The 22,389-nt window shown below is 57.6% G+C and carries 20 protein-coding genes; 8 read left to right on the plus strand and 12 right to left on the minus strand.

Features of this window, described 5'->3' with window-relative positions; translation table 11 throughout:
- Window positions 1–276: 276 nt before the first annotated feature.
- The 4 genes from ABMA60_RS09295 to ABMA60_RS09310 all read right to left on the minus strand — a co-directional run bounded on the left by ABMA60_RS09295 (window position 277) and on the right by ABMA60_RS09310 (window position 4,740).
- Window positions 277–1,470: a multidrug effflux MFS transporter gene (locus tag ABMA60_RS09295; RefSeq protein ID WP_392801936.1), complete on the minus strand. Its 1,194-nt coding sequence runs from the start codon at window positions 1,468–1,470 to the stop codon at window positions 277–279.
- A 325-nt stretch (window positions 1,471–1,795) separates the two neighbouring features.
- Window positions 1,796–2,824 carry a FecCD family ABC transporter permease gene (locus ABMA60_RS09300; protein WP_392801939.1) on the minus strand — a complete coding sequence of 343 codons (1,029 nt, stop codon included), beginning with the start codon at window positions 2,822–2,824 and terminating at the stop codon, window positions 1,796–1,798.
- On the minus strand, window positions 2,821–3,825 hold the full coding sequence (locus ABMA60_RS09305; protein ID WP_392801942.1) for a FecCD family ABC transporter permease: 1,005 nt from the start codon (window positions 3,823–3,825) through the stop codon (window positions 2,821–2,823). Before ABMA60_RS09305 ends, ABMA60_RS09300 begins: the two co-directional genes overlap by 4 nt.
- A 9-nt stretch (window positions 3,826–3,834) precedes the next feature.
- Window positions 3,835–4,740 (minus strand): ABC transporter substrate-binding protein, encoded by a 906-nt coding sequence (locus ABMA60_RS09310; protein WP_392801944.1) that lies wholly within the window; start codon window positions 4,738–4,740, stop codon window positions 3,835–3,837.
- Window positions 4,741–4,918: 178 nt separating this feature from the next.
- Between ABMA60_RS09310 and ABMA60_RS09315 the strand changes: the two genes are divergently transcribed.
- The gene (locus ABMA60_RS09315) at window positions 4,919–5,893 is read left to right on the plus strand and encodes an ABC transporter substrate-binding protein (RefSeq protein ID WP_392801946.1); all 975 of its coding nucleotides are present in this window, start codon (window positions 4,919–4,921) and stop codon (window positions 5,891–5,893) included.
- Between the two features lie 7 nt (window positions 5,894–5,900).
- Window positions 5,901–6,788 carry a hypothetical protein gene (locus tag ABMA60_RS09320; protein WP_392801948.1) on the plus strand — a complete coding sequence of 296 codons (888 nt, stop codon included), beginning with the start codon at window positions 5,901–5,903 and terminating at the stop codon, window positions 6,786–6,788.
- A gap of 437 nt (window positions 6,789–7,225) precedes the next feature.
- On the opposite strand, the gene ABMA60_RS09325 is transcribed toward ABMA60_RS09320, so the two are convergent.
- A complete protein-coding gene (locus tag ABMA60_RS09325; RefSeq protein WP_392801950.1) occupies window positions 7,226–8,647 on the minus strand; it encodes an MFS transporter in 1,422 nt (473 codons plus the stop codon).
- 102 nt (window positions 8,648–8,749) lie between these two features.
- Here ABMA60_RS09325 and ABMA60_RS09330 point away from each other — a divergent pair, with 102 nt between their 5' ends.
- On the plus strand, window positions 8,750–9,592 hold the full coding sequence (locus ABMA60_RS09330; RefSeq protein WP_392801953.1) for a helix-turn-helix transcriptional regulator: 843 nt from the start codon (window positions 8,750–8,752) through the stop codon (window positions 9,590–9,592).
- Here the strand turns inward: ABMA60_RS09330 and ABMA60_RS09335 are convergent.
- The 4 genes from ABMA60_RS09335 to ABMA60_RS09350 all read right to left on the minus strand — a co-directional run bounded on the left by ABMA60_RS09335 (window position 9,580) and on the right by ABMA60_RS09350 (window position 13,194).
- Window positions 9,580–10,407 carry a 23S rRNA (adenine(2030)-N(6))-methyltransferase RlmJ gene (locus tag ABMA60_RS09335; RefSeq protein WP_392801955.1) on the minus strand — a complete coding sequence of 276 codons (828 nt, stop codon included), beginning with the start codon at window positions 10,405–10,407 and terminating at the stop codon, window positions 9,580–9,582. The genes ABMA60_RS09330 and ABMA60_RS09335 overlap by 13 nt on opposite strands.
- 75 nt (window positions 10,408–10,482) lie before the next feature.
- Window positions 10,483–10,842 (minus strand): hypothetical protein, encoded by a 360-nt coding sequence (locus ABMA60_RS09340; protein ID WP_392801958.1) that lies wholly within the window; start codon window positions 10,840–10,842, stop codon window positions 10,483–10,485.
- A gap of 178 nt (window positions 10,843–11,020) precedes the next feature.
- Window positions 11,021–11,710, minus strand: coding sequence for a VWA domain-containing protein (locus ABMA60_RS09345; protein ID WP_392801960.1), 690 nt, complete (start codon window positions 11,708–11,710; stop codon window positions 11,021–11,023).
- An 11-nt stretch (window positions 11,711–11,721) separates the two neighbouring features.
- Window positions 11,722–13,194, minus strand: coding sequence for a hypothetical protein (locus tag ABMA60_RS09350; protein ID WP_392801963.1), 1,473 nt, complete (start codon window positions 13,192–13,194; stop codon window positions 11,722–11,724).
- A gap of 247 nt (window positions 13,195–13,441) precedes the next feature.
- Between ABMA60_RS09350 and ABMA60_RS09355 the strand changes: the two genes are divergently transcribed.
- The 3 genes from ABMA60_RS09355 (at window position 13,442) to ABMA60_RS09365 (ending at window position 16,111) form a co-directional block, all read left to right on the plus strand.
- On the plus strand, window positions 13,442–14,236 hold the full coding sequence (locus tag ABMA60_RS09355) for a response regulator transcription factor (RefSeq protein ID WP_392801965.1): 795 nt from the start codon (window positions 13,442–13,444) through the stop codon (window positions 14,234–14,236).
- The gene (locus tag ABMA60_RS09360) at window positions 14,229–15,881 is read left to right on the plus strand and encodes a sensor histidine kinase (RefSeq protein ID WP_392801968.1); all 1,653 of its coding nucleotides are present in this window, start codon (window positions 14,229–14,231) and stop codon (window positions 15,879–15,881) included. The genes ABMA60_RS09355 and ABMA60_RS09360 overlap by 8 nt, the downstream gene beginning before the upstream one ends.
- A 65-nt stretch (window positions 15,882–15,946) precedes the next feature.
- Window positions 15,947–16,111 (plus strand): hypothetical protein, encoded by a 165-nt coding sequence (locus tag ABMA60_RS09365; RefSeq protein WP_392801971.1) that lies wholly within the window; start codon window positions 15,947–15,949, stop codon window positions 16,109–16,111.
- A 46-nt stretch (window positions 16,112–16,157) separates the two neighbouring features.
- On the opposite strand, the gene yfaE is transcribed toward ABMA60_RS09365, so the two are convergent.
- The 3 genes from yfaE to nrdA all read right to left on the minus strand — a co-directional run bounded on the left by yfaE (window position 16,158) and on the right by nrdA (window position 19,902).
- Window positions 16,158–16,424, minus strand: a complete 267-nt coding sequence (gene yfaE / locus ABMA60_RS09370; RefSeq protein ID WP_392801973.1) for a class I ribonucleotide reductase maintenance protein YfaE — start codon at window positions 16,422–16,424, stop codon at window positions 16,158–16,160.
- Complete coding sequence (gene nrdB / locus ABMA60_RS09375) at window positions 16,421–17,545, minus strand: class Ia ribonucleoside-diphosphate reductase subunit beta (RefSeq protein ID WP_392801975.1); 1,125 nt, start codon at window positions 17,543–17,545, stop codon at window positions 16,421–16,423. The genes yfaE and nrdB overlap by 4 nt, the downstream gene beginning before the upstream one ends.
- Before the next feature lie 89 nt (window positions 17,546–17,634).
- On the minus strand, window positions 17,635–19,902 hold the full coding sequence (gene nrdA / locus ABMA60_RS09380; RefSeq protein ID WP_392801978.1) for a class 1a ribonucleoside-diphosphate reductase subunit alpha: 2,268 nt from the start codon (window positions 19,900–19,902) through the stop codon (window positions 17,635–17,637).
- 508 nt (window positions 19,903–20,410) lie between these two features.
- Between nrdA and ABMA60_RS09385 the strand changes: the two genes are divergently transcribed.
- Entirely contained in the window at window positions 20,411–21,196 is a 786-nt protein-coding gene (locus ABMA60_RS09385; protein ID WP_392801980.1) for an AraC family transcriptional regulator, read from the plus strand.
- A gap of 128 nt (window positions 21,197–21,324) precedes the next feature.
- Entirely contained in the window at window positions 21,325–22,389 is a 1,065-nt protein-coding gene (dctP, locus tag ABMA60_RS09390; RefSeq protein ID WP_392801983.1) for a TRAP transporter substrate-binding protein DctP, read from the plus strand.

The following is a 22,389-nucleotide window of genomic DNA, read 5'->3' on the forward strand; positions in this document are numbered from 1 at the left end:
ATTGACACTAAACCGACGGAAAATAGTGGAGTTGTTGGCGGGAGATTGAGCGATGGGTCACAAAAGTGAAGGTTGTTGGGGGTTGAAGCTTTGAGGTCTGCTTTTAAAGACCGGTTAACCAGACACCCACACCGCATACAGTTGGGTGATCGGTTAAATCCGGTGTGCCGGCCCAGCTGGCTCAAGGCCTGGACGACGCGGTTATTGAGGTGATGGTTCAACGGGCATAAAAAAACGCCGGGCAAAAGCCCGGCGTTTTTGCGTTCCGTACTAACGTCAAGCCGTAGCAGGCTCAACCGTTTTCAGCGTAACCACCGACAACACCACCGCAATGGTCGCGCAGGTTGCGATGCCCGCCACCAGTGCGACCGGTGTGCCATTAAAGAGCGCACTCAGAATGGCAATGGCAACCGCGCCCAAAACCATCTGCAAGGTGCCACCCAAAGAAGCAGCGGTGCCGGCGATGGGGCCGTGTTCTTCCAGTGCCAACACCATGGAGGTGGGGATCACCAGGCCGAGGAAGGCGAAGGTGAGGGCGAGCATGGCGACCAGCAGCGGGAAGGCGTCCCAGCCGAGCAGTACAAAGGTCAGCAATAACAGCGCTGAGGTGGCGTAGCCGGCGACGGCCCATTTTACGACGGCGATGGAACCGAAGCGGTTGCCCAGGTTGGCGGCAATCTGGCTGGTGCTGAAAAAGCCCAGCGCATTGACGGCAAAGAACAGGCTGAACTGGAACGGATTCAGGCCGTAGTAGTCGGTGTACAGGAAGGAGGCGATGGACAGGAACGAGAAGAAACTGGCCATGCCCATGCCGCCGATTAACGTCAGGCCCATAAACACCGGGTCAGCGAAGAGCGTCTTGAACGCGCGCATCATGTTGCTGAATTTAAACGGTGCGCGATCTTCCGGGGCCAGGGTTTCCGGCAGGCCGAATTTGGCGGCGCTGACGCTGACGATGGTGACCAGTGCACAGGCGATAAAGACGGCGCGCCAGCCGAACGGGATGATAACGGCGCTGCCGATCATCGGTGCCAGCATGGGGGCGACGGAAATCACCAGCATCACGGTCGACATTAAGCGAGTCGCCGCTGCGCCGGTGTAGCGGTCACGAATAACGGCGCGCGGAATCGACATCACGGCAGCCGCACCCACGCCCTGGAAGAAGCGCAGTACGATCAGCCATTCAATGCTCGGCGCCAGCGCGCAACCAATGGAGGCGACGGCGAACAGACCCAGACCGAAATACAGCGGCGGCTTGCGGCCCAAAACATCAGACGCCGGGCCATAGAAGAGTTGCGACAGGCCAAAGGCAACAAAGAAGGACATCAAGGTGCCCTGAGTGGCCGAGGTGGTGGTGGCCAGGTCCGCCGTGATGGTGGGCATGGCGGGTAGATACATATCGATGGCGAAGGGGCCAAGGGCGCCCATCAGCCCAAGGATCAGGGCTGTTTTGAATAAGTCGGTATTCACGGATGGTTCCTTTGAGGTTTGATGTCCCGGCAAGGCAACCGAGACGGGTGCGGACACTGCAACAGAATAACGGTTTACAGCGAGTGGCGAATGTCCCGAAGGTCATGCTTTTCTGGCATTTTATCTACGTCGTTCACTCAGCGTCCCTGCTGAGTGAACGACACGCCTTGGCAACTCTGGCGAAGATGCGTGGTTCTTCTTGAGTTGCCAAGGCTCGCGCCCGAACAAGGTCCGGCGGACGGCACGTCCCTGTGCCGCTTGGCGGCCTTGGTCAATCTTGAGTCTAATCGTTTGGCGCAGCAGCTTATCGACAGTTGGTGATGAATTAATGACGACGCCGGTACAGCAGATAAATAAAGAAGGGTGCGCCGACGGCGGAAACGAAAATGCCGGCGGGCAAATCCTGAGGCAGGAAGAGGGTGCGGCCGATCAGGTCGGCAATCAGTACCAGGGCGGCACCGGTGCAGGCCGAACCGATCAGTCGGCCGACGATGGTTTGGCCGGTTAAACCGCGTGCCAGATGCGGCGCCAGCAAACCAACAAAACCGATGCCGCCGGCAAAGGCGACCGCAGAACCGGCCAGCCCCACGCTGGATAACAACAACAGCAAACGATAGCGGCCAACGGCCAAGCCCAAACCCAGCGCCTGGCTGTCGGTCATGCCCATCAGGCCGAGCTGGCGGGCGAACAACAGCGTTAGCGGCAACAGTGTCAGCGTCCAGGGCAATAAACCCCAGACATCCTGCCACTGGGCGCCGTACAGACTGCCGGTCAGCCAGACATAGGCGCGCACCGTGGTCGACAGCGGGCTCATCACCAACACCAGGGTGGTAATGGCCTTGAGCGCTGCGGCCAGAGCGATACCGACCAGCACCAGCCGGATCGGCAGCACACCACCGCGCCAGGCCAGGCCGTAGATTAAAACCGAACTGGTTAACGCCCCGGCAATCGCCAGCGGCGGCAGCCAGTCCAGGCTCAGCGCGCTGCCCCAGGCCAGAAACAGCACGGCGGCAACGGCGGCGCCATCGGTGACACCGATAATGTCCGGCGAGGCCAATGGATTACGCACCAGTTGCTGTAACACCGCGCCAGAAACGCCCAGACCGGCACCGACCAGAACCGCCAATAAAGCCCGGGGCAGACGCAGCGTATGGACGACAAAACGATGCTCGCTGTCCGGCCGGAACGCAGCGGTGAAAACATCGGTCGGCGTCAGCACGCTCGAACCCAGGCAAAGGCTCAGCAACAGCAGTCCGCCCAGTGCCAGCAACGCCAGTACACAGCCGGTTAGCGTGCGCCGATGCAACGCCAGCGCCAGGCTTTCGGAACGGTTGCGCAACAGAAAATGGCTCATAAGGCGGGGCTCCGCTTACGCGCCACCATAATAAAAAAGGGCGTACCGACCAGAGCGGTGAGCGCGCCGACCGGAATTTCCTGAGGCGGCACGATAAAGCGCGACAGCGTATCGGCGCCGAGCAACAGGCTGGCGCCCAATAACGCAGACGCCGGTAACACCCAGCGGTGATCGCGACCAAAAAGTCCGCGCGCCAGATGCGGAATAATCAAACCGATAAAACCGATCATCCCGGCCAAAGCCACCGAGCCGCCGGCGAGCACCACTACAATCACGCCCAACGCCAGCCGCGTTGCCAGCACGTTCTGGCCGAGGCTGCGGGCGACGGCTTCGTCGAGCATCATCAGGTTGATCTGCCGGACCAGTAAGGCCGTGGCGATCAGCGCGATCACAAAGATCGGCACAAAGGGTTTCATGGTGGCAAAAGAGGTACCGGCCACCGAACCGCCGAGCCAATAGAGAATGCCTTCGAGGCTTTCCTGATTGAGGATCAGCAGGCCCTGGGTGAAGGCAACGAACAAAGCCGTCATGGCCGCGCCGGCGAGCACGATACGCACCGGCGACAGACCGGCCGGACCGCTCATGCCGAGCAGATACACCAGCACACCGGCCACCGCCGCACCCAGATAGGCAAACCAGATAAACTGACTGACCGAGGTCAGCGATAAAAAGCTGAACGCCAGAGCGACAAAAAACAGCGCGCCGGCGTTGATGCCGAACAGGCTGGGCGAGGCCAGTGCATTACGGGTTAACGCCTGCATCAGCGCGCCGGACACCGCCAGGCTGGAACCGACCAGCAGTGCCAGCACCGCCCGATTCAGCCGGTTGGCGCGCACGATGATGTGGTTGACGACGCTGTCGTCGTAGGCGAACAGCGCCTGCCAGACGGTGTCGAGCGACATCGCCGTCTGGCCCAGCGCTATGCTGGCAAAGCCGCTGACCAGCGTCAGCAGCAGGCAGAAAAACAGCGCCAGGCTTTTGGTGAAGGTGTTGGCTAGCAAGGTCGGGATTCAGTCCAGACCGTAATGTTCGAACACGCTGTCGACCATGCGCTGGGCAGCAATCGGCCCGCCGCCCATATTCCAGTCGACTTCATTGACGCGGTAAACCTGATCATTACGCACCGCATCGAGGGTGTTCCACAGCGGATGGCTGGTCCATTCCTGATAGTTTTCCATCACGGTGGCGTCGGTTTCGGTCATAAAGATAAAGAACACATCGGCGTTCATTGCCGGAATGCTTTCTTTGGACGTCAGCTTCACACCCCAGACATCTTCTTGATGCGCTGGCGGCCGTTCAAAACCCAGTTCGTTCAAAATATTGCCGGCAAAACTGGAGTAATAGATGCGCGCATGGTCGTTGCGGAAATTCAGCAGCGCTACTTGCTGTGGCCAATCGATGGTGTCCAGTTCGGCGACTTTTTGCTGGAATTCGGCGATGCGCGCGTCCCAGTTTTGATGCCATTGCTCGGCGGCGTCAGTGCGACCGGTAGCGGCGGCAACCAGATCGAGCGTTTCCTTAAACTGAAACACCGTTTCGTGGGCGATGGTCGGGGCGATCTGGTTGAGCTGATCGTAAACCGCTTCGTGACGCATCTTGGCGGCGATGATCACATCGGGGTTCAGCGCGGCGATTTCTTCGAGGTTGGGCTGAGTTTCCAGACCGACATGCGCCACGCCTTCCAGTTCATCGCGCAGGTATTGATACATGGGCTTTTCCACCCAGGAATCGACGACTCCGACCGGGGTAATGCCCAGTGCGACCGCCGCATCGGTAGCGCCCTGATAGAGGGTGACGACTCGCACCGCCGGCGCGTCCAGTTCGGTGCTGCCCATGGCGTGATCGATGGTGAGGGTGTCGGCCTGGGCAAAACCCCAGATGGCAAGCAGCGGCAGGGCGATTCTGAGCTTGAACATGGCGTCCTCTGGTTTGTATCGGCGGGATTGGGTGGCGCGTGTGGCGGCGGTCAGGCCAGCGCAAAGACCCGACATACTATTGATAGGAGTTCTCATTTTCAATACTATTCCGGCCAGTTCCCTTCAACCGGAAGGCGGCCTCAAACCGCACTCCGCTGCCTTATTTTGGAGTCTTGCTGTGTCGTCACTCTTGCGTATTGGTGCGTTCTTTTTGTTAGCCCTGGCCGGTGCCGCCCAGGCCGAATCGGCTTTTCCGGTCACGCTGGAACACAAGTACGGCAGCACCACCATCGATGCCGAACCGCTGCGGGTGGTTTCGGTCGGTTTCAGCGATCAGGACGATATTCTGGCGCTGGGCGTTAAGCCGGTGGCCATTCGTGAGTGGTACGGCGAGATGCCCTACGCCACCTGGCCCTGGGCGCAGGACGAACTGGGTGATGCCCAGCCGGTGGTGCTTGGTCGTGGCAACCTCGATTACGAAACCATTGCCGAGCTGGAGCCGGACCTGATCATCGGCATTTCCTCGGGCATGAGTAACCGCGTCTACAAGCGCTTAAGCCGTATTGCGCCGACCTTGCCGCAGTCGGGTGATTACATCGACTACGGTGTGCCCTGGGATGTTCGCGCGCGCACCATTGGACGGGCGCTGGGTAAAGACGACCAGGCCGAGGCGCTGGTCAGCCGGTTGCAGGCGCGCATTGACGCCGTGGCAGAAAACCACCCGGAATTTCAGGGCAAAGAGGCGGCCATCGCTTTTTATTACAACGGCGATGTCGGCGCCTACAGCTCCAACGATTTGCGCAGTCAGTTAATGCAGTCCTTTGGGTTTGATATTCCCGAGGTCTACGACGAAATAGCCGGTAGCTCTTTCTATGCGTCGTTCAGCGAAGAACGCCTCGATTTACTGGATGTGGATGTGCTGGTCTGGCTGTCGGGCAGTAGTGCGCTGGAAGCCGTCGATGGTTTGTCGTTACGACCGATGTTGACGGCCAATCGGGAAGGCCGGGAAGTCTTTGTCGGCGAACTGCTCGGTGGTGCCTTTTCCTTTATGAGCCCGCTGAGCATGGATTATCTGCTCGACGAGTTGGTGCCGGAACTGGAACTGGCGGTCGATGGTGATCCCAATACCGTCGTTCCGTCATCGGTGGAGTAAGACGATCATGAGCTCAGCGGCGCGTCTCTACAAAGTTCCCACTCTGGCTGATTCGCTGGCACGAATGGCGGCGGTGTCAGAGCATTTGGGCTCGGACGTTGGTCCGCTGGAAGGTGAATGGACGCCCTTCAGTGAATTGCTGAAACAACAGTCGCCGCTGCGCGATGAATTGCTGGCGCTGGAAGCGCAACGCTGCCCGGGGCTGGATGACAAAGGTCAGGTCGCCTTCCTGCTTGGCGGGGTGGTGCACTATCTGGTGATAGTGCTGGCGCCGCTGTTGTTGCTCGGTCGACAGGTGCCGCTGTTGCAGGCTGACCGCCTGGCGTTCCGGACTCGCCAAGTGCCCTGGCAACACGGCAAAGAATCCGGCACCTATCAGGCCATCGACTGGCGTTTTATCGACGACCGTTTCTGGACCGACCAAAAGGGTGAACTGCCCGCCGGTGGCGTTGCTGTCGAGTCTACTGAACAGCTGTACCGCCATCTGAACGAACAATTGGAAAGCGTGCTCTCGCCGCTGATCGAGCGCTTTAAATCGATCAGCCGGTTAAGCCGCGGCGCGCAATGGCGCCAGGCGGCCGATTCTCTGGCCGGCGCTTTTCTGACCACCGGGCAGGTGTTGCAGATGGAAGCCCAGGCGCGCGCCGTTGCCGATGCGCTGATCGGCGATCCGCAGGCGGCAATGCACAATTCCAAGACCGGCTTTGTCGAGATCACGGTCGATCACCCCAGCAAGCCGGGTGAAACCATTTCCCAGACCTTCCGCGCCCGCGGCGGCTGCTGCCGTTACTACACCGCCGACAGCGGCCATCTGTGCAGCACCTGCGTGCTGGTCAAACCGGTCGAACGCGATGAGCGGCTGCGCCAGCATTTGCTGCGTCACCATCACGACTGAGGTTGCTGGGAAAAGCGATCGAGCTGCTAAGTTGTGACGAAAGTCACATTTATCATTTGCAAATGATAATAATTATCGTTAATGTTGCTCTCGAAGGTCGATTCAGTACCCGCCTCGATGGTTTGGAGCACGGTCCGCACGCCATCGAACATGGACGACCTCCGCACCGTTTTCCGATTACTCTCCCTCTGTCGTGATCGGGTCTGGCTGGAAGCGGAACAGGACGTAAGGGTACTGAATGGTTGCCGGCCGGGATGGGTGGGCGAACATGCATCCCGGCCGGTGTTTTTTTACCGGTCGCCTTTTGCGCCAAGGAACTGCGTTATGGACATCAAAATCAAACTGCTGTCATTGCTGTGCGTGAGCGCGCTGTTTACTGCTGCTATTGCCATTGCGCAATTCTGGCAGCAGGGCTTCAGCGCGTTCTGATGCCGTTATTACACGGCGCCGGTTGCCGTGCGTCGTTGCAGCCGGATGTAAACCAAGGTGGCAAATGCCAGCGCTGCAATGGCAATGAGCTGCACATGGAAAGCCGCTGTCAGTCCTGCCAATAATCCTTCTGTTAAACTCATCTGATGCACCACCAGGCCATAAAACGCCGGTCCAAAACACAGGCAAATCTGTTGAGCGGTGCTTAACACGGCTGAGGCGCTGCCAGCTTGTTCGGCGGGTACCTGCGACAAGCCAATGCGGAAGAAACTGCCCAACACCAACGCCTGACCAAAACCCAGCAAGACGGTGCTGCCAATCAACTGAACCGCATCGGGTTGCGACCAGATGGACGCCAGGGTCAGCGGCAACCAGACCAATCCCAGCAGCGTCAGCACACAGCCGAACAGCAGGGTGTTGAGTAACCCCAAACGGGCGGTGATGCGGGCGCTGACGTAGGACGCGGCAAAGAAGGCCACACCGCAGGCGATAAACGCATTGCCCGATTGCTGCGCCGTCATGCCCAATCCCATTTGAAAACTCAGCGCCAGGCAAAACATCATGCCGCTGACGTAGGTGAAGAAGAACAACGCCAGCACCAGACCAAAACGAACCGAGCCGGTTTGCATCAGCGACGGCGGAATCAATGGCCAGCGGTGTTGGTGTTCTTTGCGGCGCTCCAGTTGCAAAAACAGCGGCAACAGCGCCACGCCCACCAACATCAGCACGAAGCACCAGCGTGGCCAATCCAACAACGGACCAATTGCCAAAGGCGACAGGATGGATGCGATGGCAACCGCCAATAGCAGCGTGCCGCTGACATCAAAACCCGCCGGTTGCCCGGATCGCGTTTGCGGAATAAAGCGCGGGCCGAGTAACAACACCAGCAGGCAAACCGGCACGTTGACCAGAAAAATTCCGCGCCAGCCAGTACCGGCGATGTCCGCTGCGATGATCCAGCCACCCAGAATCTGACCGATCAAAAACGACAGGCCAATGACCGCACCAAAAATGCCGATGGCGTTGGAATGCGCTCGACCGCTGAGTGACACATGAATGGTCGCCAACACCTGCGGGATGATCAGCCCACCGGCGATACCTTGCAGAAAACGACCGACCAGCAAGATGGGAATATTGGTCGCCAAACCGCAGAACAATGACGCCAGGCCAAACAGGGCGACGCCGATGTTGAGCACTCGGCGGCGGCCAAAACGGTCGCCACTGCGACCACCGAATGCCAAGGTCAGTGCCAGTGCCAGGCTATAAACGCTCATCAGCAATTCCAGTTCGATCTGGCTGGCATTGAGACTGGCGCTGATGGTGTTGAGCGCGACATTAATAATGGCGACATCGATTAAGGGCAGCATCTGCCCGCACAACAGTAATACCAGGCCAAGTCGACCCAGGTGTTGAGTGGTGGTTGTGGTCATTCAGGTTCCTTGATTCATACCGAAAGGACGCGCATTATCAGCAGCGCATTAAACAGGTACCAGTAAGTAGTTATCCTGGTATCAAAACTAACAGGAAAGGCGATGACCACGGTTGATCAATCCACGCCAGGCCAGGCATTGGCCAACTTTCTGCGCAGTCGACGCGAGAGCCTGGACCCGATTCGTCTTGGCTTGCCGCGCCAGGGTCGCCGCCGCACGCCGGGTTTGCGGCGTGAAGAGGTGGCGCAACTCGCGAACGTCAGCACCACCTGGTACACCTGGCTGGAACAAGGTCGGGAAGTGCGGCCATCGGCGGCGACCATGCTTGCCATCGCCGAGGCGCTGCAATGCAATCGGGCCGAGACCGATCATCTGTTCAGTCTGGCGCAACTGGCTCCGCTTAATCGCGAGTCCGGTGATGTCGACCCGATGCTGGAAGCGTGTCAGAAGATGCTCGATAAACTGCTGCCGTACCCGGCCTATATGCTGAATGCGCGCTCGGATTATCTGGCTTGGAATCGGGCACTGGATAATTTCTACGGTTTTAAATTGAGCGAGCTCGACGAATTTGACCGCAATGTGATGTATCTGGCGTTCAATAACGAAACGCTGCGCAGCCGGTTTCGCTCATTGGAGCAGACGCTGCCACGAATGGTCGGCCGGTTTCGCAGCCAGATGACCGCGCACGAAGGCGATCCGGCATGGCAGCTACGATTGGACAGCCTGATGGTCTCCGAGGAATTTCGCCGCTATTGGCAGCGTTATGAAATCAATGGCGTGGAGAACATGCTCAAAGAAGCACATCACCCTGAGGTTGGCGTTTTACGCTTTCAGGTGTTGAACTGGTGGACGGCGCCGCGCAATGGCGACCGCATGATGGTGTACATGCCGCAAGATGACGCCACCGACGTCAAATTGCACCAACTGATGGCTCAGCCAGATTGATGGTCGAGCGCGAAGAATCCCTCATCCGATAACTGCCGACTGAGCCACGGCAAACAATTGCGCAGTTGCTCGGCCAATAAATAAGGCGGATTCAGCACGAACATACCCGAGCCGGTCATGCCATAGCCGTCGCTGTCTTGCGCGATATTCAGCTCCGCCACACACCAGTCTTTGCTCAGCTTCTTCAGCTTGCGCACCAGCGCATCGCTGCGTTCGCGCTGCACGATCGGATACCAGACCAGCGCGCACAGCGGCTGGAACTTGCGGGTGACGGTCGCCAGCGTTGCGGCCACCTGATCGTAATCGGATTTCTGTTCGTAGGGCGGATCGATCAGCGCCAGAGCGCGTCTTTCCTTGGGTGGCATCGCCGACAACAAACCCTCATAGCCATCGCGTTGATAACAGCGCACCCGGCGATCACCGTGAAAGTGACGTTCCAGCGCCGGGAAGTCGTTGGGATGCAATTCGAATAACTGCAGGCGGTGATCGGCTTTAAGCAAGCTGGCGGCAATGGCGGGCGAGCCGGGATAGAGCTCGTTCAAGTCCAGACCGGTGCGGCTCAGCGCTTCGAGAAAAAACTGAACCTCAGCCGGTGGTTTGTCGGCGGCTAATAAGCGGCTGATGCCGGTTTCGAATTCTTTGGTTTTTTGCGCCTGGGCGGCACTGAATCGATAAGCGCCGGCGCCGGCATGAGTGTCGACATACACCAGCGGTTTGTCTTTGCGCGTTAAATAATCGGCGCACAGGCTGAGTACCAGATGTTTGAGCATGTCGGCGTGGTTGCCGGCGTGAAAGGCGTGGCGGTAGCTGAGCATGGCGCTGGGAACTCTGAGCGGAAAAGAGCGGGCATACTAAGCGCTAGGGGCGCTGGCGACCAGCACCGCTATCGACTAATGCAGGGTTTGCGGCGGCCGGCAGCAGCGGCTCATCATCGCCACTTCGAAATACAGATCCCTCACCTCACGTTTTTCAGCGCTGCTTTGCGCTAGTTGCTCCAGGCGTTGCAGCGGTTGGTAAATCGATTCCAGGCAACGGCAACGCCAGTCTTCAGGGACGAATTCGTCACTAATGGTTTCGCGCAATAGCTGATATTGCAGCCGGTAATAATGGCGTTGCGAGGCCTGGCTTTGCAGTCGATGTGGCACCGGCGCATCCAGCCAGTGACGCAGTAGTTCGGGGTTGTCGGGTTCTGAGGCAAAGCGGATTTTGCGCGCCAGCAATGCAGTCGGGGCGATGGCTGCCTGGGTCATACGGCCTTCCTTGTAATGATAACTATTATCATTAAGTTAAGTGGCAGACGTGAGGCTGTCAAGGTTTAAGGGACTGGCTTTGCCGATAAAAAAACCGGCCACGAAGGGCCGGTAAAACAAGCAGAGTAGGACGCCATAATGACAAGGGTGTCGGGAAGATTGGCTTCCCGTTAAAGAGTCAGTTCATTGCGATCACACGATCCATGCGTTCCAGATCGTTCAGTACCTGCCATTCGCCGCCACCGTCGAGTACCCGTGCCTGCCAGGCATCGAGGCGGTTTTGATAGTCGCGCGGATCGATGTTGTCCTGGTTCAGTTTGGTGACGTTCAGTGCCACCACCTGAATGCCGGCGACGTCGATTGGGAAGTCGCGGATATGGCCTTCGGGCAGTTCTTCCGCCAGGTCGGAAAACACCAGCAGGTATTTTTCACCGGCTTCGGTTTCGTTCAGATAGTCGACCGCCTGAATCACACCTCCGGTAACATCGGTGTAGGCACTGCCGCCGTTCACGCTGGCGATAAAGTCGTGCATCTGTTTCTGGAAGGCGCGCTTTTGATCGTTGGCGGCGCTGGGGCGCGGGTCGAACGTTGCCTGAACGATGATGTCTTCTTCATTGAAGCTGGCGCTGTCGATGCGTGCCAGTGCCAGTGAATCGCCGGTGTTCAGCGTGCCCAGCAGGTAGTTCATGATTTTCTCGGCCTTATCCAATTGCTCGGTGTAGGTGCCGGAAATATCCATCAGCATATAAACAGCGCGGCTTTGTACCGGCGGTTCACCACAGCCGGCCAGTAGTACGGTGACCGCTAGGGTGCTGGCGGCCAGACGGCCGCGGCGGGTCAGGTGTTGCAGTGAGTTCAGCAGTCGCATGGTGATTCTCCTCAAACGTCTGCGGTGGATTGGTTGCGGATGCGCTTGCTTTCCAACAGCGCCGGTTCGTCGTCCCAGTCGTCTTCCGGACGATGCTGTTCGCGACGTGACTTGATCAGTCGTTCCACGCCCAGCGGCACCATGATGAACAGGTCATAAAGGCTGATGACGATCTGGCAGGCATAGCGGCCCAGGCTGCCGACCAGTCGCAAAGCCACTCTCAGGGTGCGCAGCAGGCCAACCATGACCATGCCCATAACGGTGCGCAGTGAATGGATAAAGGATTCCAGCGGGATGGCGACGAATGCCAGCGCGAACGGCAGAATAAAGCCCATCACCATCTGGCCGATGGACGGAATCCAGCGGAATTGCGCTTCGACCACGGCCACGCCAGACAGCGATTGCTGCAGCGCGGAACGGTCCAGCGCCAGCAGATCACGCATATAAGCCAGAGAAGCTTCGATGGTGGCGAGGATGGTCAGAATGGTCAGGGTAATGATGATCATGCGCCGGCGCAGACGGTCGTCCATGGAGTGAATCACCGGGAACAGATGGGTGATGCGCAGCGATTCGAGCAAGAACAGACCCATGGCGATTTCCACCAGAATGATGACCAGAGCAGCAATGTCTGAGGTGCGCATTGAACCGATGGTGGAGGTCGCGCCAACCATTTCTGACATCGGCAGGGCGATCAGCTGGAAGTTGATCAGGCCGCCCAGGGTGGCGATAACCAACACCAGACCGGCAATCAAAAACTGGGTGATGGACGAGGACGTCAGCGCGTTCACCGAGGCGTCTTCACCTTTGCGGATGGACTCGTAGCGCTGCATCTGGCCGTCGATGGTGCGGGTGCGTTCTTCCAGGCCATCGAGGGTTTTCTTAACGTTATCCATCGAGCTTTGCAGCGTACGCCACTGAGGTTGCATGGTGCTCAGATGGCGATGACGGTCGAGCGTCGCCTTCTGATAGGCCTTTAAGGTTTGCTGGTGCGACTCTTCGATGGCGTCCTTGATGTTGTTGAGCACCTTGTTCATGGCCGGGTCGCCGTTGGTCGGCAACGCCGCTATGGTTTCCACCACTTCGGACCAGGCCGGTGGCAGCGGTGCGGCTTGCGTCGAAGCCTGATAGTCGGCTTCGATTTTTTCGATGGCGTCGGCTATTTTGCGGTGCAGCTTGGGGTAAGCGCCCAGATCGCGTTCGACCAGGGTGCTGACCCGATTGAATTCGCGCTCAATGGTTTTTTCCGCCTGGGCCCGGCCTTGAGCGATGAGCACATCGCGGTTACGGACGATCAGACGGGTCTCCAGCCCACGCACCGAAAACGCCGCCAGACGCATGGCGTTATGGATGGCGCGGCCGAGAGTGATAAAAAGTTGATGAGCCTGCTGGCGGCCCAGGTACAAAACGGTAACCAGCAACACCAGCCAGATGGCCGCCGAGATGGCGAGCGAATCGGACCAGACGGTTAGTAGTTGTTCGAACATGGCGTCGTTCCTCTTGTTGGATTCGAGTACGACGCGGAGTGTGCTGGGTGCTGGTGAAAAATTTGTGAGATTTGGCGGGAGCGGATTGCCGCCCAGACGCTTGCTACGCAACCAGCGAAGCTGGTTGACCGCTACTTGGCGTCTCCCGTCTCCCGTCCAGCGTTAAGCATTCCCCGTTAACTCCTTCACGCTAGAGCCGTCTTTACAATGCTAGACTGGCACTATCCGTCATCGCAGTAGCAACACCATGACCAATATTTTGTGGGTAGAAGACCAAAGTCACTGGATAGAGCGCTTCAAGCCTGTGCTTGAGGCCACCGATTTTGGTGGCCAGCCGACCGAGGTGACCACCTTTAAGTTTGCCGAAGCCGCCTGCCAGCACATCCGCACCGCCAAAGCAGCGCCCGATGTGGCCTTGCTCGATGCCCATATGGGCGGCAACAGCATGGCCGGTTTGCAGGTGTCGCGTGCCTTGCACAAGCGCTGGCCGGGGTTGCCGGTGCTGTATTTGTCGGAACATTCAGGAACCGACATTGAGCAGGAAGCTTTTGAACAAAGCGGCACCATGGACTTTATCGCCAAGCATCAGCGTAATGTGGAAGCCGTGTTGTGCTGGCGTATCCGCGCGGTTTTGCGCCAACAACACCACCAAAACAGCGCCGCTCAGCCACAGAATGACGACACCATTCGCAGCGGCTCGCTGAGCATCGATACCCGCACCTGGGAAGTGTTCTGGCACGGCACTCGGCTGATGAATCCGACCAATGCCCGGCGACCACTGGCACCGACGCCGCGCAAAATTCTGCGTTATCTGGTCGAGGCGGCGCCCAGCCCGCTGTCGACCTTGCAGATTGCCGATAAACTCGATGCCGACCCGGAACGCTTTTCCTACGCCAATTACCGTCAGCACATTCGCACCCTGAGGCGCGCTTTTGACCAGGCTGAAGCCCAACCCAATGCCTTCAGTGAACGCTGCCGACAGGGACAGGGCATCGTCACCTTTGGCGATGAAGAATCTTATTGCTGGAGGCCGGATGTCTAAACAAACCGCCAATAACGATCAGCCTTATCAGGCCAAATTGAAGATTCATTTCAGTTGGCCCAGCAGCTTTGCTGCCCTGGCCTTGGTCACCTATTTATTTTTGGCGACTGAACCAGAGATCGCGGCCTATTACGGTCTGACCGACGCCGTTTTCGACTGGCCTTATAAAGTGGCCGCCATGGCCGTTTTTGCGCTCTTGCTGTGGTGGGATGCGCATCGTTATGGACGCGACAAAATAAAACATCGCCGCGAGCGTGAACGGCTGCGCGATGAAATCAATCAGCTCTGGGACAGCCGCAAGCAACTGCAGCGCAAGGCCCACACCCACGCTGGCCAGGCGGACAAACTGAAATTATTTATCAGCGATAAGCTGCTCGAATACATCGAATACGACGAAAAATTTCTGCACTTTAAAAGCATCGCCGCCGAAGTGCGTCACAACGGTGTGATCAGTTTCGACAAGGTTCAGGGCGCACTGGAAGCGGCCTATGCCGGCCTGCCCGAAGGCGACTTTGCCCGCCGTATGACCGGCGATGCGTTAGAGCAACTACGCTATCTGTGGGACCTGTTGGATTTGGCGACGGCGGATAATATTGCGCTGCACATCGCTAACCAGATGGGCGAGCTGGAAGAACAATATTATCAGCGCGAACTGAACCCCGAAGCGACCTCGACCTGGGCACTGCAACCGGACTTCTCGCCCCAGCGTGCGCTGGAACGAGCGCTGATCCCGATGCTCGAAAACTCCGAGGATTTTGTACAGCAACTGCAACAGGATCTGCCGCTGCGTTGGAGCGATGACAGCCAGTTCCATATCGAGATAGAACCCTGTGGCAGCTTGCTGGGTAATGAAAACCACTGGGTATTGATGCTGGAAAACCTGCTGAAAAATGCCCAGTTCTTCAGTGGCAAACGGCCCTATCGACATAAGTACCGGCGCATTGCCGTCAAGCTCAGTGAGCAGCAAGGGCGCGCTCATCTGAGTGTCTTCAATGGCGGACCACCGATCAGCGAAGAAGATCAGCAGCGGGTTTTTCAGTTGGGTTATTCGACCCGCCGCGTTCAGGAAAATCACGGCAAAGGCTTGGGGTTATTTTTTGTCGGTGAGATCGTCAAAGGCTATGAAGGCCAGGTGCGGATTCGCAATATCGAAAACGAAGCCAGTCGGTTATCGCTGCGGGTGACTTTAAAAGACGGTCGCGTGGTTAGCGATATTATTGAAACCCTGCTGGACAACGAACTGCCCCTGGTAAAACAGGCCGACGGCACGGCTGACAAAGAACGCAGCTGGCAGTTTGATCATCGCGCTGCGGAAATTGAAATTGCCATTCAGGGGCGCCGCGAACCGCAACGTTTAACGCTCGATGACAGCAGCGGCAAAACACTCTGGCTGGACCCGGATAACCCCGGTCGGCCGGCCTGGGTGATTCAGCTGCAAAACCGCCGCCGTGAGTCGCAGTTGCTGTTTACACCGCTGGATGTGCGCGGTGTGGCGTTCGAAGTGGCCTTGCCGTTGGCGCAGACACGGCTGGAAGATGATGGTTTTGATAGCGATTTAGAGCCGGATTTTGAGCGGCTCAATGAACCTTTTAGGGCGCTGGAAGATTTTCGCGATACCGGCACGGAACCTTTCTCCAAAGGCTGAGTCGAAGTCTGACCCGGGCGCCGATGGCGGCTGGGTCAACTCACTGCAAACGGAGAATAACGATCATGAGTCAACTCAAACTGCTGAGCCTGCCTGCCGCTGCTTTTATCGTTTTGTTGGGCGTTGCTGGTTGTTCCAGCATGGGATCGGACGATCACATGATGGACGACGATATGAAAGACAGCGAAATGATGAAAGACGACGACATGATGAAAGACGACGATATGTAAGTCGTCATGGCGGGCTGATACTCACAGTGTCAGCCCGCCTTTCTGGTCAATCCCAAAACTCCACCGTGGCATCGACCACCACCTTACAACTGCACGCCAGAATGTCGTTGGCGCCGCAAAAGGCGAGTGGCTCGCCAACCTCTTCAACCCGACCACGAATCAGTGTCATGCGGCAGGCGCCGCAATAACCTTCGCGGCACTGATAGGGAATTTGAAAACCCTGATCTTCCAGTTGTTGCAGCACCGTTTTGTCACGCTGCGGGAACAGCGTGACTTTGCGGGTATTGCGGTTGTCCGAACGTTGCTGACTCACAACTCGAAATCGCCCAGCGCATCGGCGTCGACATCAGAGTGAATGGCGCCAACCAGATAGGTGGTGATTTCGGTTTCCTGGGGCGCAACCTGCACCGAATCGCTTTGCAGCCAGGCGTCCATCCACGGCAGCGGATTTTTCGGCGCACCGAACAACGGCTGTTGACCCAGTGCCGCCAGGCGTTGGTCGGTAATGTGCTCAACGTACTGACCGAGGATGTCGGCGTTGAGGCCGATCATCGAACCGTCTTTAAACAGATACTTGGCCCACTCGCGTTCCTGCTCGGCGGCTTCTTTGAAAATCTTCACCAGATTTTCTTGCTCTTCAGCGGCAATTTCACCCATCTCCGGATCGTCCTGACCTTTGGCCATCAGGTTCAGCATGTGCTGAGTACCGGTTAAATGCAGCGCTTCGTCGCGGGCAATAAAGCGAATGATTTTGGCGTTGCCTTCCATCTTGGAGCGTTCGGCAAAAGCAAAGCTGCAAGCGAAGCTGACGTAAAAACGAATCGCTTCGAGCACGTTGACCGACACCATGGTGAGGTACAAAGCACGCTTTAATTCACGCAGCGCTTTTTTGCCGTCGGCGCCGGCGCGCCATTCATCGGACGCCGTCTGGAAACGTTGCGTCTGGGCGATCAGTTCGTCGTAGTAACGGGTGACCGAAGTGGCGCGCGCAACGATGGCCGGGTTGGCTACGATGTCGTCGAATACCTTGCCCGGCTCGGTCAACACATTACGCATGATGTGCGTATAGGAGCGCGAGTGAATGGTTTCGCTGAACGCCCAGGTTTCGATCCAGGTTTCCAGTTCCGGCAACGAGACGATCGGCAGCAGGGCGACGTTCGGTGAACGGCCTTGCACGCTGTCGAGCAGTGTCTGGTATTTGAGGTTGCTCAAAAAGATGTGCTGTTCGTGATCGGGCAGGGCGATAAAGTCTTTACGGTCGCCACTGAGATCGACTTCTTCCGGGCGCCAGAAAAACGACAACTGCTTTTCGATCAGTCGTTCGAAGATGCTGTATTTTTGCTGGTCATAACGCGCGACGTTGACGGTTTCGCCAAAAAACATCGGTTGGCTGAACGGATCAAAATCAGCCTGGTTGAATGTTTTGTAACTCATGATGTGTCCTTGTCAGCCGCAGCTGAAAATCTAACAAATCGGATGGGTCAATGAATTCGGCCCCACCCGAAGGTGAGGCCGTTGGGGATTTAGATTTTGCATGCTCCGGATGCGCAATCGTCGTCCTCGAGTTCGGCACCGGCGCCGTCTCGGGTGTTGTGATAGTAGAGCGTTTTCACACCGAGTTTGTAGGCAGTGAGCAGGTCGCCGATCAGTTTCTGCATCGGTACTTTGCCGCCTTCGAAGCGCGCCGGGTCGTAGTTGGTGTTGGCGGAAATCGACTGGTCGACGAATTTCTGCATGACACCGACCAGGTTCAGATAACCTTCGTTGCTGCCTTGTTGCCACAGCAGTTCGTATTGGTCTTTGAGGTTGGCGATGTCCGGTACCACCTGCTTCATGACGCCGTCTTTAGAAGTCTTGACCGAGACCAGACCACGCGGCGGTTCGATGCCGTTGGTGGCGTTGGCGATCTGTGAAGAGGTTTCGGACGGCATCAGCGCAGTCAGCGTGGAGTTACGCAGACCGTCGCGTTTGATGTCGGCACGCAGACCTTCCCAGTCCAGTTTCAACTCGGTGTTGCACACCTTGTCGAGATCTTTCTTGTAGGTGTCGATCGGCAGTTTGCCAGCGGCGTACTGGGTTTCGCTGAAACCAGAACAGGCACCGAATTCACCGGCCAGTTTGTTGGACGCCTTGAGCAGATAATACTGAATGGCTTCGAAGGTATCGTGCGTCAATTCCAGCGCAGAACCGTCGGAATATTTCTTGCCGTTTTTGGCCAGGTAGTAGGCGTAGTTGATGACGCCGATGCCCAGTGTGCGACGCTTCATGGAACCGATTTCGGCGGCCTTGACCGGGTAGTCCTGGTAGTCGAGCAGGCTGTCGAGTGCGCGCACGATCAGTTCGGACAACTCTTCCAGTTCGTCCAGTGATTCCAGCGCGCCCAGGTTGAACGCGGCCAGAGTACACAGAGCGATTTCACCGTTCTCATCGTTGATGTCGTTGAGCGGCTTGGTCGGCAGGGTGATTTCCATGCACAGGTTGCTTTGACGCACCGGCGCCTGTTTCGGATCGAAAGCGCCGTGGGTGTTGCAGTGGTCGACGTTCTGAATGTAGATACGACCAGTCGAGGCGCGTTCCTGCAGCAGGGTGGAAAACAGTTCCACGGCCGGAATGGATTTCTTGCGAATGTCGGTGCGCTGTTCGTACTCAGCGTAGAGCCGTTCGAACTCTTCCTGGTCTTCAAAGAAGGCGTCGTACAGACCCGGAACATCGCCTGGGCTGAACAGCGTGATCTGTTGGTTTTTGATCAGACGGGTGTACAGCAGACGGTTGATCTGCACGCCATAGTCGAGCTGACGCACGCGGTTTTCTTCAACACCACGGTTGTTTTTCAGTACCAGCAGGCTTTCCACTTCCAGGTGCCACAGCGGGTAAAACAGGGTGGCCGCACCACCGCGAACGCCGCCTTGCGAGCAGCATTTAACCGCGGTCTGGAAATGTTTGTAGAACGGAATGCAGCCGGTGTGGAAAGCCGCGCCGCCGCGAATCGGTGAGCCGATGGCGCGAATACGACCGGCATTAATACCGATGCCCGCGCGCTGGCTGACATAACGCACGATGGCCGCTGAAGTCGCGTTGATGGAATCGAGGCTGTCGTCAGATTCGATCAGTACGCAGGAACTGAACTGACGTGTTGGCGTACGCACACCGGACATCAGTGGTGTCGGCAGTGACAATTTGAAGGTCGAGGCCGCTTCGTAGAAACGCTGGATGATGTCCAGACGCTGGTCTTTCGGGTAGGACGAAAACAGGCTGGCGGCGATCAAGACATACAAAAACTGCGGCGATTCATAAACATCGCCAGTCACCCGGTTCTGCACCAGGTATTTGCCTTCGAGCTGCTTGACGGCGGCGTAGGAGAAGTTCAGGTCGCGCTCGTGACGCAGGAAGCTTTCCATCGCTTCGTAGTCGGCTTCGGAGTAATCGGTGAACAGGTGTGAATCGTAGCGGCCAGCTTCGACCATGGCTTCTACGTGGTCGCGCAGTTTCGGCGGCTGGAACTGACCATAGGCGCGTTTGCGCAGATGGAAGATCGCCAGGCGCGCGGCCAGGTACTGGTAATCGGGGTTTTCTGCACTGATCAGATCGGCCGCGGCCTTGATCAGGGTTTCGTGAATATCACTGGTGGTGATGCCATCGTGAAACTGCAGCTGGGCTTTCAGTTCCACCTGGGAAACCGATACATCGTCGAGGCCTTCAGCCGCCCAGTTCAGTACTTTATGAATTTTGTCGAGGTCCAGTGGTTCTGAATGCCCGTCGCGCTTGGCCACTGTGATTTGAGAAGTGTTCACCTGCGTCTCCTGTTTGGTCTTCTGGTGGTGACGCGTCGAACGGTGCAAACCCTCCTGGCTTGTTGCCGTTGTGCCGCAGTTCACCTCCGCCTGCTGGGTGTCAAAAAGGAACGCCCTGAGGGGTACTGAAAGCAAGGCGTTTCGCTGTGCATTTGGTTGCCTCAACCGGCAGGATTACGACGGCGGATCCTGCGTTGTGCACCACCCGGGACAGCGTTTTTCAAACGTGCGGGGCGGGCTGTTATGGCGTTTTCCAGGCCACTGCTGACGTTCAGGGCGCTGCTGGGCTTAAGTGCCAAAATGCCTAGATATGGTGGTCGCTAACGAGGATGCTGTCAATATATAGTTTTAAGGTGAGTGTTCGCTTGCCCGCAATTGACCGCATAAAGGGGGGCTGAATCTGACTGGTTGATTTTTGTGCGCGAACGCGTTGGGATAGGTTCAAACGCATGCCTTTCGTCAACCCCAAGATGTCGTTTACTGAAACCTAAATCCGCAGGTGTACACCATGGCCATCGTACAATTACAAACCTGTACATTGACGCAGCAATGGGTGTCGCACTCGCACGACCATCATCAGTTGATTCTGGCAACCTCTGGCAACACCGAACTGAGCATTGAAGGTCGGGGTAATCGCATTACCGGCGACACCGGCTGTCTGATTCCGTCCGGTTATCATCACGATTACCTGGGCGACGGCCGTAACACCACCCTGGTGATGGATCTGCCGGTCGCCGCCCTGGGCAAACTCACGCGCAGCGACGATGCCCAGCGGCTGTTCGAGCGGCCCACCTTTTATAGTGTGCCCGGCGCGCTCAAACAGATGGGCGCTACCCTGGCGCAGCAGGCGAGGGTGACACCCGGGCTGCACGATGAAATCTCGGCGCTGATTCTGCGCACCCTCTATTTGGGGTTGTACGATCGGGCTCTGCCGGCCGAACGACGCCCCGCGGTGGCGGCGCCGTCGGTGCACAGCCGGCTGTCGTCGGCCAGCATGAATCAGTTGGTGGCCTATGTTGAGGCGCATCTGGCCAGCGATATTAAAGTCGAAGATCTGGCGGCGCTGTGTTGTCTCAGCCCGGGCTATTTTCACCAGGCGTTTCGCGCCCAGACCGGCCAGACGCCCATGGCTTTCGTGCAGCAACGTCGCCTGCAACGGGCGCGCTGGTTGCTCAGCGAAACCGATTGGCCCATCGGCACCATTGCCGCCGAAGTGGGTTTTCGCGATCAGGGCAGTTTCAGCCGCGCCTGTCGGCGCCGCTTCGGCTGCGCGCCCTCTTCGCTGCGTACCTGAGTTTCGGGCAAAACTGCCTGAGCCTCGGGCAAGCACCTCTCACCGCTCTCCCTTAGAGTCGAAATAACGCGATCACAGCGGCTCCATAAACCAAACCAATAATAATCGCTTAAAAAAGGGAGAGACCCATGATCAGCAAGCAGACAACAGCGCTGGCGCTAACCGCTGGCCTGGCATTCGGCGTTGCCGAAGCCGCGGAATACGAGATGGCCATCGCTACTTTGATTCCGGAAAACCTGAACAATAACGCTATTTATCCGGCCTTGGTGCATTTTAAAAACCAGGTCGAAACACGTACTGACGGGGAAGTGGAAGTTGTTATCTTCGGCGGTGGTCAGCTCGGCTCGGAAGTGGAAACCGGTTCGCAGGTTCAGGCCGGTGGCCGGGCGTTGCAATCGACCATTCTGACCTCTGGTGCGATGTCGTCCTTCTATCCGAAATATCAGGCGGTCACCACGCCCTTTATGTTTGAAGACTGGCGTCAGGCCTGGGCGTTTTTCGACGGTGAATGGTTTGCCGATTTTATGAGCGGCGCCATCGACGAAGCCGATATGCGTTACCTCGGCACCTTCGATGACGGCGGCGGCTTTGTGGCTTTCACCAACAACGAACGCCTGATTCGTACCGTCGAAGATCTCGAAGGCCTTAACATTCGCGTCGAAGAAAACCCGGCCCACGTGGCCATGATGAATGCGCTGGGCGCATCCGCCACACCGCTGCCCTGGGGTGAATTAATCACCGCTTTGGAAACCGGGCTGGCCGATGGTCAGTTCAACGCGCCGGTGCTGAACACCACCTTTAACTTCAACGAAGTCACGGACTACACCACCTTGACCGGCCACGTTTATAACAGCGCCAGCTGGGTGGTCAGCGAAAGCTGGTATCAGGAACTGCCGGAAGAGTATCAGCAGGTGATCATTGAAGCGGCGCGCGAAGCGGTGACCATGAGTCACGGAGCGTCCGGTGCTTTTGCGACCGCCAGCTGGGAAAAATCCTGCGAAGTTTTTGACGAGTGCTACCTGATGCCGACCAGTGAACGTCAGCGCATGGCCGAGATTGCGCGTCCGGCCTGGAAGGAATGGATCGTGGACGACTTCGGTCTGGATGAAAGCCTGATCGACGATCTGTGGGCTGAAGTCGAGCGCATCGGCAGCGAACTTGAGCAGCAGGACTACGCCCGCTACGGCAACTGA

It is taken from the genome of Saccharospirillum sp. HFRX-2 (assembly GCF_043196805.1).
Taxonomy (GTDB): Bacteria; Pseudomonadota; Gammaproteobacteria; order Pseudomonadales; family Natronospirillaceae; genus Saccharospirillum.

Excerpts from the sequence above, each read along its gene's own strand:
- ABMA60_RS09300 (WP_392801939.1), bottom strand. The coding sequence starts at position 2,824 with ATGAGCCATTTTCTGTTGCGCAACCGTTCCGAAAGCCTGGCGCTGGCG.
- ABMA60_RS09310 (WP_392801944.1), bottom strand. The coding sequence starts at position 4,740 with ATGTTCAAGCTCAGAATCGCCCTGCCGCTGCTTGCCATCTGGGGTTTT.
- ABMA60_RS09320 (WP_392801948.1), top strand. The coding sequence starts at position 5,901 with ATGAGCTCAGCGGCGCGTCTCTACAAAGTTCCCACTCTGGCTGATTCG.
- ABMA60_RS09325 (WP_392801950.1), bottom strand. The coding sequence starts at position 8,647 with ATGACCACAACCACCACTCAACACCTGGGTCGACTTGGCCTGGTATTA.
- ABMA60_RS09330 (WP_392801953.1), top strand. The coding sequence starts at position 8,750 with ATGACCACGGTTGATCAATCCACGCCAGGCCAGGCATTGGCCAACTTT.
- ABMA60_RS09335 (WP_392801955.1), bottom strand. The coding sequence starts at position 10,407 with ATGCTCAGCTACCGCCACGCCTTTCACGCCGGCAACCACGCCGACATG.
- ABMA60_RS09340 (WP_392801958.1), bottom strand. The coding sequence starts at position 10,842 with ATGACCCAGGCAGCCATCGCCCCGACTGCATTGCTGGCGCGCAAAATC.
- ABMA60_RS09345 (WP_392801960.1), bottom strand. The coding sequence starts at position 11,710 with ATGCGACTGCTGAACTCACTGCAACACCTGACCCGCCGCGGCCGTCTG.
- ABMA60_RS09350 (WP_392801963.1), bottom strand. The coding sequence starts at position 13,194 with ATGTTCGAACAACTACTAACCGTCTGGTCCGATTCGCTCGCCATCTCG.
- ABMA60_RS09355 (WP_392801965.1), top strand. The coding sequence starts at position 13,442 with ATGACCAATATTTTGTGGGTAGAAGACCAAAGTCACTGGATAGAGCGC.
- ABMA60_RS09360 (WP_392801968.1), top strand. The coding sequence starts at position 14,229 with ATGTCTAAACAAACCGCCAATAACGATCAGCCTTATCAGGCCAAATTG.
- ABMA60_RS09365 (WP_392801971.1), top strand. The coding sequence starts at position 15,947 with ATGAGTCAACTCAAACTGCTGAGCCTGCCTGCCGCTGCTTTTATCGTT.
- nrdB (WP_392801975.1), bottom strand. The coding sequence starts at position 17,545 with ATGAGTTACAAAACATTCAACCAGGCTGATTTTGATCCGTTCAGCCAA.
- ABMA60_RS09385 (WP_392801980.1), top strand. The coding sequence starts at position 20,411 with ATGGCCATCGTACAATTACAAACCTGTACATTGACGCAGCAATGGGTG.
- dctP (WP_392801983.1), top strand. The coding sequence starts at position 21,325 with ATGATCAGCAAGCAGACAACAGCGCTGGCGCTAACCGCTGGCCTGGCA.